Origin of the sequence: Nocardia flavorosea NBRC 108225 (genome assembly GCF_001613385.1) — a bacterium.
Lineage (GTDB): Bacteria > Actinomycetota > Actinomycetes > Mycobacteriales > Mycobacteriaceae > Nocardia > Nocardia flavorosea.
This window is the reverse complement of record NZ_BDCG01000031.1, coordinates 20,956-35,803: the sequence shown is the minus strand read 5'-3', so window position 1 is coordinate 35,803 and position 14,848 is coordinate 20,956. Positions and strand designations below refer to the sequence as shown.

The following is a 14,848-nucleotide window of genomic DNA, read 5'->3' as shown; positions in this document are numbered from 1 at the left end:
TGGTGATTTCATGTCGGCGTGATTGATGCGGGTGTGCCCGGTTACGGGCGTTTCGGTGTGTTGTCCCGGGTGGAGTTGGAGCGGTTCTGCTATCTGGACGATGAGGATCGGCGGTTGATCGCGGCGCGGCGCCGGGATTACAACCGGCTCGGGTTCGCGGTGCAGGTGGTGACGGTCCGCTACCTGGGGATGTTCCTAGTCGATCCGATCGATGTGCCGGTCGAGCTGGTGGCTTATCTGGCCGAGCAGTTGGAGATCGGTGACCCGTCGTGCCTGGGTGAGTACATGGTGCGGCGTTCGACGCGGTTCGAGCATCAGGCCGAGATCGCAGCCGAATACGGGCTGGTGCCGTTTTCAGAGTCCGAGGCAGAGTTGGCGGCGTGGATCGCTGATCAGGCGTGGATCACCGGGGATGGTCCGAAGGCGATTTTCGAGGGTGCGGTGGCGTGGTGCCGGGCCCGGCGGGTGCTGTTGCCGGGTGTGACGACGCTGGAGAAGCTGGTGGCTGCGGGTCGGGAGGCGGCCGAGCAGCGGTTGTGGGCGCAGCTGGCCGGTCAGCTCTCGCCGTCTTCGGCGGGTGTGTTGTTGGGGTTGTTGGAGGTGCCGGCGGGCACGAAGCAGCGGGTCAGTGAGCTGGATCGGTTGCGTAAGGGGGTATTTAGGCCGTCGTCCAAGGGGATGCTCGCCGCGCTGGAGCGGGTCGGTGACCTGGCGGTGGCGGGTTCGGCGGGGGTGAATGTGTCGGCGGTGCCGCCGCGGCGGCTGCTGGGTTTGGCTCAACACGGATTGTCGGGCAAGGCGACTCAGTTACGCCGGATGAGCCGCGAGCACCGGCTGGCAGTCTTGGCGGCCACAGTGTCTGTGCTGAGCGCCCGCGCCGTCGATGACGTGCTGGAGTTGTTCGACCTGCTGATGACCACGGAGTTGCTGTCCAAGGCCGAGCGGGAGTCGAAGGAGGAAAAGCTGCGCCGCTATCCGCGGGTGTCGCGCAACGCGGGCAAGCTGGCCGAGGCGGTGCGGGTGCTGCTGGAGATGGTGGAAATCGATCAGGGCATCGAGTTGGGTGTGGTGTGGGACCTGATCGAGGCGAAGGTCACCGGGGCCGCGCTACGGTCGGCGGTCGCGGTCATCGACGAGCTGGTCCCGGCCGGGGACGCCGAGCTGGACGGTCAGCGGGCCGAGGAGCTGGCCGGGCGGTTCGCGACCGTGCGGCCGTTTCTGCCCCGGCTGATCCGTGGCCTGGCCTTCGGTGCGACTCCGGAGGGCGCGCCGGTGCTGGCGGCGATGCGCACTCTGGCCGAGCTGATTACGGAGAAACCGGGCAAGCCCGGGGCGCGGTGGCTCGATGCTCGCCGTGTCGATCACGATCTGATCGGTGGGGCATGGTCTCGGCTGGTCTATGTGGCCGGCCGTCCGGCCGAAACCGTCGATCGCGCCGCCTACACGTTCTGTGTGCTCGAACAGTTCCACCGCCATCTCAAGCACCGCAACATCTTCGTGGAGGCCTCGTCGAAATGGCGCGATCCCCGCGCACACCTGCTGGCCGGCGATCACTGGGAGATCGCCCGCGAGGCTGGGCTCAACGCACTCGGTCTACCGTCGGAACCGTCGGCGATGCTCGCCGAGCATGCCGAGGCGCTCGATGCCGCCTACCGGGAGGTCGCGGCTCGGCTCGACGGTGATACCCCGGCCACGGTCGACGACGACGGCAAACTGCACGCCGCTGCGCTGACCGCGGTGCCCGATCCGCCGAGTTTGACCGATCTGCGTCGGAGGGTGGAGGCGATGCTGCCGCGGATCGATCTGCCGGAGCTGGTGCTGGAGGTGATGTCATGGCATCCCGGGTTCACCGAGGCATTCACCCACGTCTCCGGCAATCCTGCCCGGGTCGCCGATCTGGGGTTGTCGGTCGCGGCGGTGTTGTGCGCGCACGCGATGAACGTCGGGTTCGGCCCGGTCACCAGCCCTGGGGTGGAAGCCCTGACCCGCGACCGGCTGCACCACGTCGACCAGTCCTACCTCCGGTTCGACACCCTCGCCGCCGCCAACACCGCGTTGGTCGAGGCCCAGGCCCGGATCCCGCTGGCGCAGGCGTGGGGTGGTGGACTGGTCGCGTCGGTGGACGGGTTGCGGTTCGTGGTCCCGGTGCGCACCATTCACGCCCGCCCGAACGCGAAGTACTTCGGCCGCAAACGCGGGATCACCTGGCTGAATATGATCAACGACCAAGCCGCCGGCCTTGCCGCGCAGGTGCTGTCGGGAACTCCGCGGGATTCGTTGCATGCGGTGGATGTGGTGTTGCGCCAGTCGGGTGGGACGGTGCCGGAGGCGATCATCACCGACACCGGCTCCTACAGCGATATCGTGTTCGGGCTGCTGCACCTGCTCGGCCGCCAATACCGGCCGCAGCTGGCGAACCTGCCCGATCAACGGTTGTGGCGAATCGACCCGGCCGTCGACTACGGGCCCTTGGACAAGGCTGCCCGCGGGCGTATCGATGTCGAGCGAGTCGGCCGGCATTGGGAGGACATGTGCCGGATCGCGGTATCGATCCATACCGGCGAGGTGTCCGCGCACGAGGTCACTCGCATGATCTCCCGCGACGGGCAACCGACCTCACTCGGGCACGCGGTCGCGCATTTCGGGCGGATCTTCAAAACCCTGCACGTGCTGCGGCTGGCCGACGACGAACCCTACCGCCGAGAGATCAAAGCCCAGGCCAACCTCACCGAGGGCCGCCACGACCTCGCGCGGCGGATCTTCCACGGCCGCAAAGGCGAAATGACCCGGGTCTACTACGAAGGCATGGAAGACCAGCTCTCCGCACTCGGGCTGGTCCTGAACTGTGTGGTGCTGTGGAACACCGTCTACATGGATCGTGCCTTGGCCGAGCTCCGCGCCCTGGACTACCCGCTCGACGATGCGGACGTGGCCCGGTTGTCCCCGTTCGTGCGCAGTCATATCGGAATCGATGGGCACTACAGTTTCCATCTGCCCGATCTCGGCGGGACACACCGTCCACTACGCGATCCGGAAGCCCCTGACAGCGAGTGAGTTTCCTGCTCAGGACTCGTCGATGACCTCGACACGGTGGTTGTCGAGAATATGCCCGTTCTCGTCTTCGATGCGGATGGCCTCGATACGGGACTTCACCGTGGGGTGCACGCCGTTCATGAAGTGCATTTTCAGCTCCGGCGGCTTGCCGTCGACCCAGTACTCGCGGTTCATGTGGGAGATGGCGAGCTGTTTGCGGGCTTGCGCTTCGAGCTCTTTCTGGCTCGATCGCTGAGCGTCGGGATCATTGGTTTTCACTTCATGCCAGGTGCGGCCATGGTCGGTGACGATATCGACCTCACTGGCCATCCGGGTTCCGGTGGGTGTGCTCACGTCGATCAGCGGGCCGAGATCGTGGATGTTGTCGAGTTTCGCGGCCATCCGGATCTCGCCGTCGTATCCGCGGAGGTTGGCTTCGGGGCCCTGGAGGGCGGCGTCGTTGACCGCCCGCCGGGTGACGGTTTCACCTCCCGTGGTTCCGGCGCGCACCGTCTCGGAGAGGCGCGAGATTCTGTCGCGGGTGGTGTCGATTCCTTCCTGCCAGCGGTCAGCACCCTTGCCTGCCAGTTCCGGTGACCTCTCCAGCAGTGTGTTCAGCTGGTGTTGAGTGGTGTCGAGATCGGCATGCATGGCATCGAGACGATCGGCGGCTGCGCGGAGTTCGGATTCGGGCACTTGCTGATGTTCGTATCGGTGGATCTCGGCGAGCCGGTCGGCGATATCGACGCCGTCACGGTCGGCGGCGCCGCGCATCTTCTCGAACCACTGGTTGGTGTTGTTGGCCGCGACGCTGTCGATCATCCTTTGGGCCTTCGGGGTTTGGGTGAAGGCTTCGGTGTCGCGTTGAGCGAGGCGGTCGGCGACGTGCGGGGGGAAACCGTCGCGTGTGAACTCGGCCCGCCGCTCGAGCAGGGTCTCACGGTAGGTATTGGCCATGGGTTGCTGCCGATACTCGTGGTAGCGGTCGTGCAGCAATCTCGTAGCCCGGTCGACAGCACGGGGATCGGCGTTGCTGTTCTCCAGCCGGGTGAGCGCCTGTTTGAGGCCCTTGGGCAGTGAGGTGTTCTGTTCGGCACGTGTCGTGAGCCGGGCCAGTGTGTCGTCGACCGATTCCGGCCTTGTTCGTGGTGAGGTCGCGAGTTCGCGGAGGACGGGGGCGAGTCCGATGTTGTCTGCCCATTCGGTGGTGCGCGCTGCGGCGTCGCGGGTGATCAGCTGCTGGGCGCGTTCCCCGCGCAGATAGTCGTCGACTTCGTTTCTGGCGGTGGTTTCGGCCGCGTTCGCGGACTCGCCTCGGTCGCGTAGGGCGCGGGATCTGTTGTTGAGGAATTCTTGTCGCAGGTTCCGTTCTCGCAGCTGTCGTTGCTGCTGGTATCTGTCCAGCACCGCACGCTCGACCCTGGCCGCGGTCTCAGGATCCACCCCGCTGGTTCGCACACTGGTCAGCAGCGCCGCCACATTATCGGGAACCCGGTCACGTTCATCACCCCGACCTCCGCGCGCTGTCGGCGGGTCCGGTCGCCGCACGCCGGCTTCTACCAGTTCACGGCCGTCGTGGTCGGCGTCGCTGATCCGTCGTGTCCCACGGACCTCTTCGGCCAGGTCACCCAGTGTGCGATGCAAGTGGGGACTGGCTCGGTGTGTGAGCACCTCCACCATGTCGTCGCGCATGCGCTGGAGCAATTCCCGTCCCGCTCCACTCAGCGGCGCCCCACTCACCACGCCCACCACCTGATGGCACCTGGCACGAAACTCACCGCCTCAGATCACCGCCGCCGCGCAGCAGGGTCGCTGCCGGCCTGATACCGGCGTAACCCCTCGTCGGAGATCCGCGCGTATTTGACCAGGCTCCGTACCGAGGTATGCCCCGACAGTTTCATCAGCACCGGAGTGGACGCGCCGTCCTCCGCAGCATGAGTCAGCCGGGAATGCCGCAGTTGATGCAACGTATACGGGCCGTCATCAAAGCCAGCGGTATGGTTCTCGAACAGCTCCGCGGCGCGACGGTAGGACAGCCGCGCCCGCCCCGTCGCTGGGTCTATATCGCCTGCCGCCACTGACGGACGAGCCTTGCGATCGGTGAGGAACAGCGGCCCCGACCGGCGCCCGGCCAACAACCGCGGCAACAACCGGGCGGTACCGGTCTGCCAGGCAACGACCTCGCGAGCTCCGCCTTTGCGGGTTACCACCGCGCACCGGTTCGCGGTATCGAGGTCGGGCACGTCCAGCATCAGCACCTCCTCGGCGCGGGCCGAGGATTCGTAGAGCAGATGCCACAGCACCCGTTCCCGCAGCGGCGCACCCGAACCCAGAATCTGCGCGACCCGCTCCCGGCTCAACGCCTTACTGGTATCCGGCGGCGCAGGCCTCGCCCGCAACCGCACCAGCGGATCACCGGCCAACCAGCCCTGCTCACGCCAATACCCGCACGCCGACGTGAGCGCGGTCAGCCGGATGTTGAACGTCTTCGCCGACTTGCCGCCCCATACGAAGGTGAACCAGCCACTCACCCGATCCGGTTCCGAACCCAGCAGTGATACATCGCTGTCCGCCCCGAAATCGGCGACCAGGCGATCCAGCGCCGCGCCATAGGTCTCGCGGGTATTCCGCACCGTGAGTGTCGCCAGATAGATCTGCACCGCATCCGCCAGCCGCACACCACTTGCCGCCCTCGGAAGCATCCGAACCCGCCCCATTCCCGCCTCCGAACCCCACTACCGCACATAGTTTCCCGAGTCGCCCCGCCCCGCAACGCCTATAGCGCCAGGGCAGCCGAACAGTTACCGCGCATAGTATGCCACTATCTGCGGTAACTGCTTAGCGTGACTTTTCTCTTGGATGTTCCCGGACCCCCGTTGCCCTCTTGCGGAATGGCGATCCCGTTGCAGGGTGGATCCTTGTACCCGAAACCGGGCAGCTCTACGTGGCCGAGCACGGCTCCGGGGCTTTCCGAAACGGCGCCCTTATTCGACGGACAGCCCCGCCAGCGGAAGTTGAGCGTCTGCAGGGCGCTGCTCCAACGAAGCGCATGTCCCAGCAGGAGCGCGCACAACTTGCGGAGGTTGGCGGTCGATTCGCAACCTTGACCTCGGGTGCCTTGAGCGCTGGGGTCAATTACACGCGGATGCTCGATGGCGGCCTCGACTTTGTCCTGTATCAGCGATCGCTGCCGTGGGATCACGCTGCGGGCGTTCTACTCTTGGCCGAAGCTGGTGGGGTAACCGTCCGGCCAGATGGGTCGCCGTATCGACCTACCGAAAGCCAGAATGGGCTGCTGTTGAACGCGGCGGATGAGACCTGCTGCCAGGCTGTGCAGGCAGTCCTGTGGGGTGAACTTAGAGATTGCGGCCGGTCAGGCCGCTGGAACCGGAGTACGCAGGAGCGACGACACCGAACCGATGCCGACACCTAGTTCGTCGGCGATCTTCCGGTAGGTGGCACCCTGGCGCCGCATCTCTTGCGCGCGCCGGCGTTTCTCTGCGGCCCGCAACTCATAGTCAGCGCGTGGTTCAGCGACCAACCGCTGGATGGTGCGGGGGCTCGAACCGAACTGTTCAGCCAGCTCGCGGGCGGTCTTGGACCGTCGCACGGGGTTCTTGGCAGCCATCGTCATCCCTCCATAGCGGCAGCAATGATCGCGGACTGATCATACTTTGTCGCACGACGACGATTCGCTTCCCGACGGGCGTCTGTCATCGTGCGGCCTGCCTGCTGAGCTCTTTCGCGACGTTGCTCAGCTGTGAACTTCGCTGCGGATGCCCGGCCGCGCCGGGCTTGTTCCTCGCTGAATGTCCGCTTGATCCGCCGCCAGGTCCAGGTGGAGATCGAGCGGGCGAGGGCCCGTACTTCGGCGGGTTCCATCGGGCCTTTGGTGTAGGCCGGCCCGATGAGGTCGATGTTGCGATCCCACGCATGGTCGTCGACGAGCTGGGACCACGCGGCCCAGTCGTCGTGGTCGCCACGGCGTCGGTACGACCATTGACGGACCAAATCGAACAGGTCAACGTTGCGGCCGGTCCCCGAGGAGGCCAACGCCTTCCGCCGCTCCTTGGTGGTGGAGTACTTCGGCAGCGCGCCGAGATCTGAGATGGGTCGCCACAGGTCTTTGAGGTCATAGACCGCATGATCGGGGCCCCAGAGCGTCAGATGCTCGATGTGGGTCGGGTTCTTGGTGAATCGATGCGCGTAGGCGACATCGCCTGCGAGGACGTTGTTCAGTCCCGCTTCGACGCGGGCGAGCAGGTGAACTGGGTCTCGCCGCGCCGGGTTGGTCAGGATCACCGGTGTCTTGAGCGCGTAGACGATGTGCCCGTCTCGGGTGTGCGGGTTCATGGCGATGTAGCTGGGCACCGGTAGCCCGCACAGCGCGGCGATCTCGTCGGCTCGGCCGCCGTCGTGGTCTGTGATGACGAGGGAGGTCATGGCCTTCGGGTTGCTCTCCACATAGGGCAGTGTGAGCGCGCGCTCCCGGGTGGTGCGGTAGTAGCCGCCCCCTTTCTTCTTGGCTGCCAGTGGCCGATGCGGTCGCCAATGCTCTTCGAAGGGGAATGGGAGTGTCCATATCTCGGACTCATCCCACTCCGTGTCGACCGCCATGGTCATGCAGTCTGCCCCCCAAATCGCTTGATGATGAAGTACGACACGCCGACCAACCTAATCAGGTAGTTGGGGTTGCTGCCGGTGGTTCCACACATCTGGTGTGCACTACCGTAAATATGCACTAATACACATATGCATATTTACACATGTATTCTTTCTGTGGTTTTACCGGAGCTGTTCTCGAAGCCAATCCCGCTTCTGGTCACGGGTTGGGAGCTGGTCAAGGGCGTTCTGTATATCGTCGATGACCGGCTGGAGCTGATCGATTTCTTTGGGCGGTAGGTCGGCGAACTGGGCGGTGAGCGGGGTGGCGACGACGCCGGCAGCCCCAGAGGTTATCGACTCCCGTAAGTGTCGAGACGATCCATCCCATAGCTGGAACTCGGGCGCTTGGCGAGTGATCGCGGATATTTCAGCAGGTTGAGCCTTGGCGAGTTTCCCGCCGACCGGTAGATATCCGTCGGTTCGCGCCCAGGTGGCGAGTTCGGGCGTGAAGGTCTGCCCGAACATCGGATGGCTGTAGATCGTCGACCCAGGCCCGATCTCGGTCAGAAATCGGCGTGCGTCGGCGAGGTTTTCGGCGCGCATGACAGCCATTGGGGTCACGTGACGAATCTTTGCTGCCGCGATGTCCTGGGGCCCCCAGGTGCAAGCGAGAAGCCGTTGCGCAGGTACGACGTTCAGCCAGACGTCGAGTACCGCGGAGCGTTCATCCTCGGAGAGTAGTTGCCCGGAGGTGGTGCTGCCGTTGATCAGAAACCGGTCGATCCACCCGGCCGCCGCGGTTTCGGCGTACCGCCGCGTTGTCTTGAGGTCCAACTGTCCATCGCTATCGACCATGTGTAATGCCGGTACCACCACGATCCAGCTGAGGCCTATCTGGGTGAGGATGCGCTGCGCCGCAGCCTCAGGACTGTGAACCTCGGTGTCGATTCGCAGATGTGGCGATATTGCCTGCGGGGTCTCGTCCCATGCGCGCATTCGTGCTGCGATATCGCCGGTTCCTCGCGCTGCTATCCGGATGTCAGCAGTCGCGCGTGAGCACCACAGTTCGACGACAATCCAGCGCGCAGTAGGTTCGGCCTGCCGGATAGCGTCGATCGTTTCGAGTTGTCCAGCGTGCAGTACCGGGATCTTGCCTGCGGCGAACATGGCCGACAGTTCTGGCTGGTCGATGACGTATGTGGCGTCGTATCGCTCGTTCGAGTAGATAACGCCGCCAGCAGCGCGGAGTTCCTCCAGTTCGCCCAGTGTGGCCATGCGGTAGCCCTCAGTCCGGCCCGGCCCGATCTTCAGGCGTTGATAGAGAGTGATCCGGCCGTCCTGCTCGTGCAGGGCCGCGGTCACGGTGTCCTTCCCGGCCGCTGGTGGGCCGTAGAGGATGACTCCGGTCCGGTCTGTCATTTCATCGCCTCGACAAGGGATTCGGCCTGTTCGCGCAACGGCAGACTGTCTGGATCGTTTCGCACGATCGTATGAGTCCAGGGCGGCTCGAACTTCGTGTCGATCCCCGTGACGTACTTATCCCAGTTCTGCAGCTTGTGGCTGTCGCGGGCAGCGCCCCGCCGGGTGATGTAGGACCGCATCGTTTCGGCCGTGCACTGAATCCAAACAATTTCCATATCGGCGCCGAGCGTGTCCAGCTCAACCGCGGTGCGCCGGAACCAGGCTTCGCTGCTCATCTCGCGGATGAAGGGAGCCGTGCAGATTACCGATACCCCGCAGCTGATGTTCTCTCTGACTGCCGCTGCGAGGCATTCGTATTCGGCCGGCCGGACGTGCTCCATGTAGATCGGTGACTCACGGTCGGAGACCGTGCTACCCAGCTGTACGAGCGCGGTGTCGACCACGGCCCGAGTCAGGGTGTCCTTGTCGAGCATCGCCCAACCGGTCATGCGTGCGAGTACTCGACCGAGTTCGGTCTTCCCGCTCCCGGCGTATCCGCCGACGTAGACCACCCGAGGACGCGACGGTTCTGGCCGGCGTGGTTCCGGCGCGACCGTCTCGCTGACCATTCGCCCTGATCGCGGTCGACTGATCACGAGGCCTTCCCGCTCAAGGATTGCCATCGCGTCGTTCACTGGCCCGATCGAGACCCCGAACTGTGCGGCGAGCGCGCGAGTGGAAGGAAGGCGCTGACCGGGGCGTAGGCGCCCGGCCTCGATCTCGTTGCGCAGCTCTCGGGCTATCCGGCGGTGCTGGGCCTCCCCTGGGTCTGTCATTTCGCCTCCTTCGGCTTATGTCGGCCTGCCGACGCTATCAGTTGATCCTGTCACCTGCGGCGACAGGATGGTTCATGACGTGCATATTCCGCGAAATCAGTGATAAAAATCGCGCAAAACCTGGACATCTGAGCCTATCAGTTGATACCTTCAGTCCCTATCAGTTTGAAGTTCTGATATCGGCAGGAGGTTCGGGTATGCGAGCGGGTTGGACTCTCGGGGTGGGGGTGATCCTCGTATTTGCGCTGGTCACAAACCCAGGTGTCGTTTTCATGGTGCTGGCGCTGGCGATGGTCGTTGGCTGGCAGCTCCGGAAGCGCGGGGGTGTCAGATGATCGGTCCGGTTGTTCGCACGGACGCGCAGGTGGCGAGGGCCGGGAGTAAGGCGTTCCAGGCGTTGCCGACGCCGGTGCAGCTGGTGCTGCTGGCGGCCGCGTTGCTGGCCGGGATGGTCGGGTGTTCGGCGGCGTGGGTCGATCAGCAGTCGTATGTGCCGGCGCCCAATATCTGCCGGGCACACGAGACCTGGCGCACCGATTGTGTGCAGGTGCAGCGGCCTGCCCCGCCGGTTCAGCAGGCGGAGGTCGTGCGATGAGCCCGTATGTCGAGCCACGGGTTGATCGCGGCGAATTGTCGTTCACGGGCCCGGTGAAGCCTCGGAAGCATCCCGTCATCGTCGCCAACGCCGGTGCGGGGAAGTCCTTGTGGTTGTGGTCGGCCCTGGCGCGTTTGGGGCGGGGCGATGACCAGCAGTGAGCAGCAGGACGGCGTGGTGCCGGTGTATCCGTGGCGGTGCGCGCCGGCGCATCTGCGGACCCGGCGGCAGTTGGCGGCGGATGGGTTGCGCCCGAATGGGCAGGACCCGGTGGGTCTGGTGGAGCGTCCGCGTCGTCGGGGTGAGCCGTTGACGGCCTACCTCTACGACATTCGGCTCGCGGCGGCGAAGCGGGAAGCGTCCCCGGCGCAGTTGGCGGCGTTGGAGCGGGCGACGCGGGAGCGGCAGTTGCGGGCCGCGGAGCGGCGCGGAATCGCCCGCGAGGACATGGAGACCGCTGGGGATCCGGGGCCTGGTTGGACGGAATCCACACAGCGGCACCGGATTGCCGGTCATGCCTTCGCCGGTCTGGTCGATGGTCGTGAGCGGGAAGGGCTGGAGCGGTGACTCGCCGTCGCCGGGCCACCTCGCAGGTCCGTGAGCAGTCCCAGGCTCACGGACAGCAGATGGTCCCGGTTACCGAGTTGCCGCATCTGGCCGCCGCTGCTGCCCGCCGCGGCGAGCAGGACCGGAAGGTCCTGGTGGATCTCCCGGCGCCGCAGCAGGTCCAGACCCCGGGCCGCGCGCCGGGCCAGTGGCTCGGCTCCGGGCAGAAATTGCCGGTGGCACCGCGGTACTGGACCGAGGCCGAGATCGAACAGTCCGAGCAGGCCGCACGCGCCCCGATCCCGGGGCACGCGTTCGCAGGCCTGGTCAAAGGAAGTCGAGAGCGAGAGGAGATAGAACGTTGACGATTCACCTGCTGAGCCCGCGCGACATGGTCGTTTTGACGGTGCTGGCCGAGCATTACGGCGCCCCGTTGGACCTGGTGGCGCGGATGTTGGGTGTGTCGCTGCCGTCGGCGTATCGGATCGTGCGGAAATGGCGGGCCGCGCACATGGCCTCGAACCTGAAGGTCCGCCCGGTTCCCGGCCCGACGTGGGTGTTTCCGAGCAAGTCGGCGGTGGAGACGCTGTTGCCGTTCTGGGCCCGGTATTGGACGCCGACCCCGAAGATGGCCGCCCACGTGACGACGGTGCTGGAAGCCCGGCTCGCGCTGGTCGGCTTGGATCTGGACCGCTGGATCAGCGAACGGGAACTGCGCGCCCAGCTGGGCCCGGCGAAACCGGGTGAGCCGCGCCCGCATATCCACGATGGCCGGTGGCTGGACTCGTCCGGCGACTGGCGCGCGGTCGAGATCGAGCTGACCGCGAAGGGCCCGCAGGTGGCGAAAGCGGCCGTCGCTCGGGCGAAGCAGGCCGCGCACGGTGAGTGCGCCGGCATCACCTACTACTGCGCCGATCCGGAGATCGTCGATAAGCACGGTAATCCGACCGGTCAGCGCAGCACCGAAATCCGCAACCTCATCACGGCCGCTGCGCGCGAAACCGCGTCTGTGGAAGGGCCTTCGGTGCGGGTGGCGGGGTTGTCAGAACTTTTGCCTGTTCCAGTGCCCGACACTGCTGCCCGGCCCGGGTTGACGGTGATCGCTGGCGGAGCAGCTGATCCCAGGCCCCAGGCCGGAAAGGCGGTGTCGCTATGAGCACCGAAAAATATCTCGCCCAGGATCCGGGCTGCCAGTCGATCATCACCCCGCAGGACTGCGGGCCGTTCGTGACCTCGATGCCGACCGTGCCGGTCAACCCTGCGGAGTCCCAGCCGCAGGGCGACCCGATGCCGGAATTCGCACCGAGCATGCCCGGTATCGACCCGGACGGCGAGTGGTTCTCCTGGCTGAACATGCCGGACTGGACGTGGGACGGCGTGGTCGACGGCACGGTCGTCACCGGCGCGGGCCTGGTGTTCGTGCTGCTGCTGACCCTGTTGCTGCTGGTGCCCTCGACACTGCTGGCCTGGACCCCGGCCAAGATGCGGAACTGGACCCTCGGCGCCCTGATCGCGCTGCCCGGTGGGGCGATCGTGTTCCACGATCTGGACGCCACCGCACCATTGATCCAGTTCCACGAGGGCGCGACCGAACTGTTGTCCGGCAATCCGGTGCACGGGCTGCTGTTGATGGCGACGCTGCTGGTCCCGGCGTCCTGGCTGGCCGCCACCGTCGCGGTGACCAACCACCGGGTCAAGGCCGCCACGAACGGTTTCCGCTCCCCCGCGGCGACCGAACGGGCACTGCACCGGCAGGCCCAGCGTGAGCAGCGCGCCGCGGCCCGATTGAGCCGGTATCGGCTCCCGTTCAGCACGGGTGGATTGAACCCGCACCCGGTGATCGGCCGCCTGGCCGTCGAGCACACGCAGGCGCCGGCCAAGTCGCGGGCGCGGGCGTTGATGGGCCGCAATGAGACCCGGTTGATCGTGCCGTGGATCAAGTTCAACGAGCACGGCACCAGCGTCGCGAGCAGCGGTAAGGGCAAGTCGACGCTGATGAACCGGGCGCTGATCAGCTGGTTTGTCACCGGTTGGCAGCGGCATCAGCAGTGGTGGCGCACCTCGCGGCCGGGTCGCCCGCTGGTGCTGGTGATCGACTGCAACGGCGGCCCGGACTCGCGTAAAGCCGCGGGCAAACTGTTGCCGTGGTTCAAGGCTCTCGGGGTGCCGGAGGAGCGGATCGGGCTGTTCCCCGACCGCACCGGCCTGGACTTGTGGTCGACCCCGAACGTCGATGACCTGCGCTCGATCCTGTCGTCGATGGTGTCCGGCGGCAGCGTGCCGACCAGCGACACCGAAAAATATTTCCACGAGATCCGCGAAACCCTGATCCACCTGATCGTGGATGCCCCGGAGAAGGTCGTCGACGGCAAACCGGTCGGTGAGAACCCGCCCCGGTCGTGGTTCGAGTTCCTGGCCCGGTTCGACGTGCATGTCCTGGCGCGACTGTGGGGCGGGGTCTTCGACGACGCCGTGCCGTGGTCGGGTGTGCCGGGCGTGGACGCTGAGATCGCCTCGACGAAGGCGGGCAAGCAGCCGGTGATGGATTCCGCTCGCGCGGAATTCGGCAACCTGTACCGCTCGCTGGGCGATTCGTTCGACGGTGAGAAGTCGTTCACCGACTTCGATGTCCTCTACATCGTGCTGGAGGGCATCAAGAGCCCGGACCGGGCCCGCGCCCAGTTCGCCGCACTCGGCTGCATGTTGGAGCAGCTCGCCGACCGGCAGCACGGGCGGCAGGCCATCCTCGCCGTCGACGAGTTCTCCGCCGTCAGCGATGGCAAGACCCGGGCGAAGGCGTGGGTGGAGCGGCTGCGCAAGGCCGGCATCTCCACGTGGTGGTTCGCGCAGTCCTGGAACGGTCTCGGCCACGACGACGACGCCCGCGAAGCCCTGGTCACCGCCGCCTCCGGTGGTTCGCTGCTCGGTGGTCAGCAGCGCGGGGAAAAGCTCGCCGAAACCTACGGCACCCGCAAAGGATTCGACCTGTCGCGGAAGTTGATCGGCGGCTCCACCGCAGGTGACGAGGGCAATATCCAGTCCCACGACAAGTTTTTGGTGGACCCGAACAAGCTGCGCTCGATGGGCAAGGGCGACATCGTGCACGTCTCCGACGGCATCGCACGGTTCGGCCGTGTCTCGCCGCTGGATGAGCGCCAGCTCGCCAGCCTGCGCCCGCTGCCCGGTCTGGGCCGCGTCACCACCCCCACCACCGACACCGATACCGCCCCCGTCGCGCCGGTCATCGATCTGACCAAGCGCCGCATGGCGTGACCAGCAAGGAGAACCCGTTATGGCTATGCCCAACCCCATCAATCCCGAAGACCACGGCGAGGAAATTCCGAGCACCAGCGCCCGGCGTGAGCACGAGGACAACGTGCTGGCTGCCCTGCAGGCCGATCTGGAGGGCAGCACCGCCGCCAAACTCGCCGCCCAGCTGGTGCCGGTCGTGCCCGACGGCGGCCACGTCGGTCGGGCGATCACCCCGGCCGTGCACAAGGCCGCCAAAGTCGGCGACACCGTGCGGTTGTGGGCGCCGGCCGCCGCCACCGCCGCATTCGCCGGGGCCGCGATGGTGTTCCCGCTGACCGGCCCGCTCGCGATCTACGGCGCGGGCCTGGTCGGGTTCGCGTTCTGGCACTGCGCCGGACGGCCCGGCCCGATCCAGGCCCTGCTGATGGTCATCTACACCACCACCGACGCCCTGGACCGGATCCGGGAATGGGTCCGCGACCTGGCCGAACGCCGCGCCGCCTACGAGGACCGGCGCACCAAATCTCAGTAACTCCGTAACTCAGTAACCCATGACGGGAGGAGGCCGAGACGACCGCGA

At 66.0% G+C, this 14,848-nt stretch carries 15 protein-coding genes; 9 read left to right on the top strand and 6 right to left on the bottom strand.

Annotated features, from left to right (window positions below; genetic code table 11):
- Positions 1–18: 18 nt before the first annotated feature.
- A complete protein-coding gene (locus tag NFL01S_RS33245; RefSeq protein WP_062980303.1) occupies positions 19–3,054 on the top strand; it encodes a Tn3 family transposase in 3,036 nt (1,011 codons plus the stop codon).
- 9 nt (positions 3,055–3,063) lie between these two features.
- Here NFL01S_RS33245 and NFL01S_RS33240 read toward each other — a convergent pair whose 3' ends face one another.
- Together NFL01S_RS33240 and NFL01S_RS33235 are read right to left on the bottom strand one after the other, a co-directional pair.
- Entirely contained in the window at positions 3,064–4,785 is a 1,722-nt protein-coding gene (locus NFL01S_RS33240; protein ID WP_168433990.1) for a DUF1308 domain-containing protein, read from the bottom strand.
- Between the two features lie 35 nt (positions 4,786–4,820).
- Complete coding sequence (locus tag NFL01S_RS33235) at positions 4,821–5,750, bottom strand: tyrosine-type recombinase/integrase (RefSeq protein WP_062980301.1); 930 nt, start codon at positions 5,748–5,750, stop codon at positions 4,821–4,823.
- Between the two features lie 167 nt (positions 5,751–5,917).
- On the opposite strand from NFL01S_RS33235, the gene NFL01S_RS37755 reads away from it, so the two are divergent.
- Entirely contained in the window at positions 5,918–6,466 is a 549-nt protein-coding gene (locus NFL01S_RS37755) for an inositol monophosphatase family protein (protein ID WP_084493459.1), read from the top strand.
- On the opposite strand, the gene NFL01S_RS33230 is transcribed toward NFL01S_RS37755, so the two are convergent.
- The 4 genes from NFL01S_RS33230 to NFL01S_RS33215 form a co-directional block, all read right to left on the bottom strand.
- Positions 6,407–6,661, bottom strand: a complete 255-nt coding sequence (locus tag NFL01S_RS33230; RefSeq protein WP_062980300.1) for a replication protein RepB — start codon at positions 6,659–6,661, stop codon at positions 6,407–6,409. The two genes, NFL01S_RS37755 and NFL01S_RS33230, sit on opposite strands and share 60 nt — an antisense overlap.
- Before the next feature lie 2 nt (positions 6,662–6,663).
- Complete coding sequence (locus NFL01S_RS33225) at positions 6,664–7,650, bottom strand: replication initiation protein (protein WP_168433991.1); 987 nt, start codon at positions 7,648–7,650, stop codon at positions 6,664–6,666.
- Between the two features lie 168 nt (positions 7,651–7,818).
- On the bottom strand, positions 7,819–9,000 hold the full coding sequence (locus NFL01S_RS36350) for a beta/alpha barrel domain-containing protein (protein WP_174555744.1): 1,182 nt from the start codon (positions 8,998–9,000) through the stop codon (positions 7,819–7,821).
- 53 nt (positions 9,001–9,053) lie between these two features.
- Positions 9,054–9,875: a GntR family transcriptional regulator gene (locus tag NFL01S_RS33215; RefSeq protein ID WP_062980298.1), complete on the bottom strand. Its 822-nt coding sequence runs from the start codon at positions 9,873–9,875 to the stop codon at positions 9,054–9,056.
- A 74-nt stretch (positions 9,876–9,949) separates the two neighbouring features.
- Here NFL01S_RS33215 and NFL01S_RS36010 point away from each other — a divergent pair, with 74 nt between their 5' ends.
- The 7 genes from NFL01S_RS36010 (at position 9,950) to NFL01S_RS33185 (ending at position 14,800) form a co-directional block, all read left to right on the top strand.
- A complete protein-coding gene (locus NFL01S_RS36010; RefSeq protein WP_157117283.1) occupies positions 9,950–10,210 on the top strand; it encodes a hypothetical protein in 261 nt (86 codons plus the stop codon).
- Positions 10,211–10,239: 29 nt separating this feature from the next.
- Positions 10,240–10,470, top strand: coding sequence for a hypothetical protein (locus NFL01S_RS33210; protein WP_157117281.1), 231 nt, complete (start codon positions 10,240–10,242; stop codon positions 10,468–10,470).
- A gap of 147 nt (positions 10,471–10,617) precedes the next feature.
- Positions 10,618–11,037 carry an RRQRL motif-containing zinc-binding protein gene (locus NFL01S_RS36345; protein ID WP_062980296.1) on the top strand — a complete coding sequence of 140 codons (420 nt, stop codon included), beginning with the start codon at positions 10,618–10,620 and terminating at the stop codon, positions 11,035–11,037.
- Positions 11,034–11,381: a hypothetical protein gene (locus tag NFL01S_RS33200; RefSeq protein ID WP_062980295.1), complete on the top strand. Its 348-nt coding sequence runs from the start codon at positions 11,034–11,036 to the stop codon at positions 11,379–11,381. Before NFL01S_RS36345 ends, NFL01S_RS33200 begins: the two co-directional genes overlap by 4 nt.
- Positions 11,378–12,172, top strand: coding sequence for a hypothetical protein (locus NFL01S_RS33195; protein WP_062980294.1), 795 nt, complete (start codon positions 11,378–11,380; stop codon positions 12,170–12,172). The genes NFL01S_RS33200 and NFL01S_RS33195 overlap by 4 nt, the downstream gene beginning before the upstream one ends.
- Positions 12,169–14,289 carry a type IV secretory system conjugative DNA transfer family protein gene (locus NFL01S_RS33190; RefSeq protein WP_062980293.1) on the top strand — a complete coding sequence of 707 codons (2,121 nt, stop codon included), beginning with the start codon at positions 12,169–12,171 and terminating at the stop codon, positions 14,287–14,289. Before NFL01S_RS33195 ends, NFL01S_RS33190 begins: the two co-directional genes overlap by 4 nt.
- Positions 14,290–14,308: 19 nt before the next feature.
- Positions 14,309–14,800: a hypothetical protein gene (locus NFL01S_RS33185; RefSeq protein WP_157117279.1), complete on the top strand. Its 492-nt coding sequence runs from the start codon at positions 14,309–14,311 to the stop codon at positions 14,798–14,800.
- Positions 14,801–14,848 lie beyond the last annotated feature (48 nt).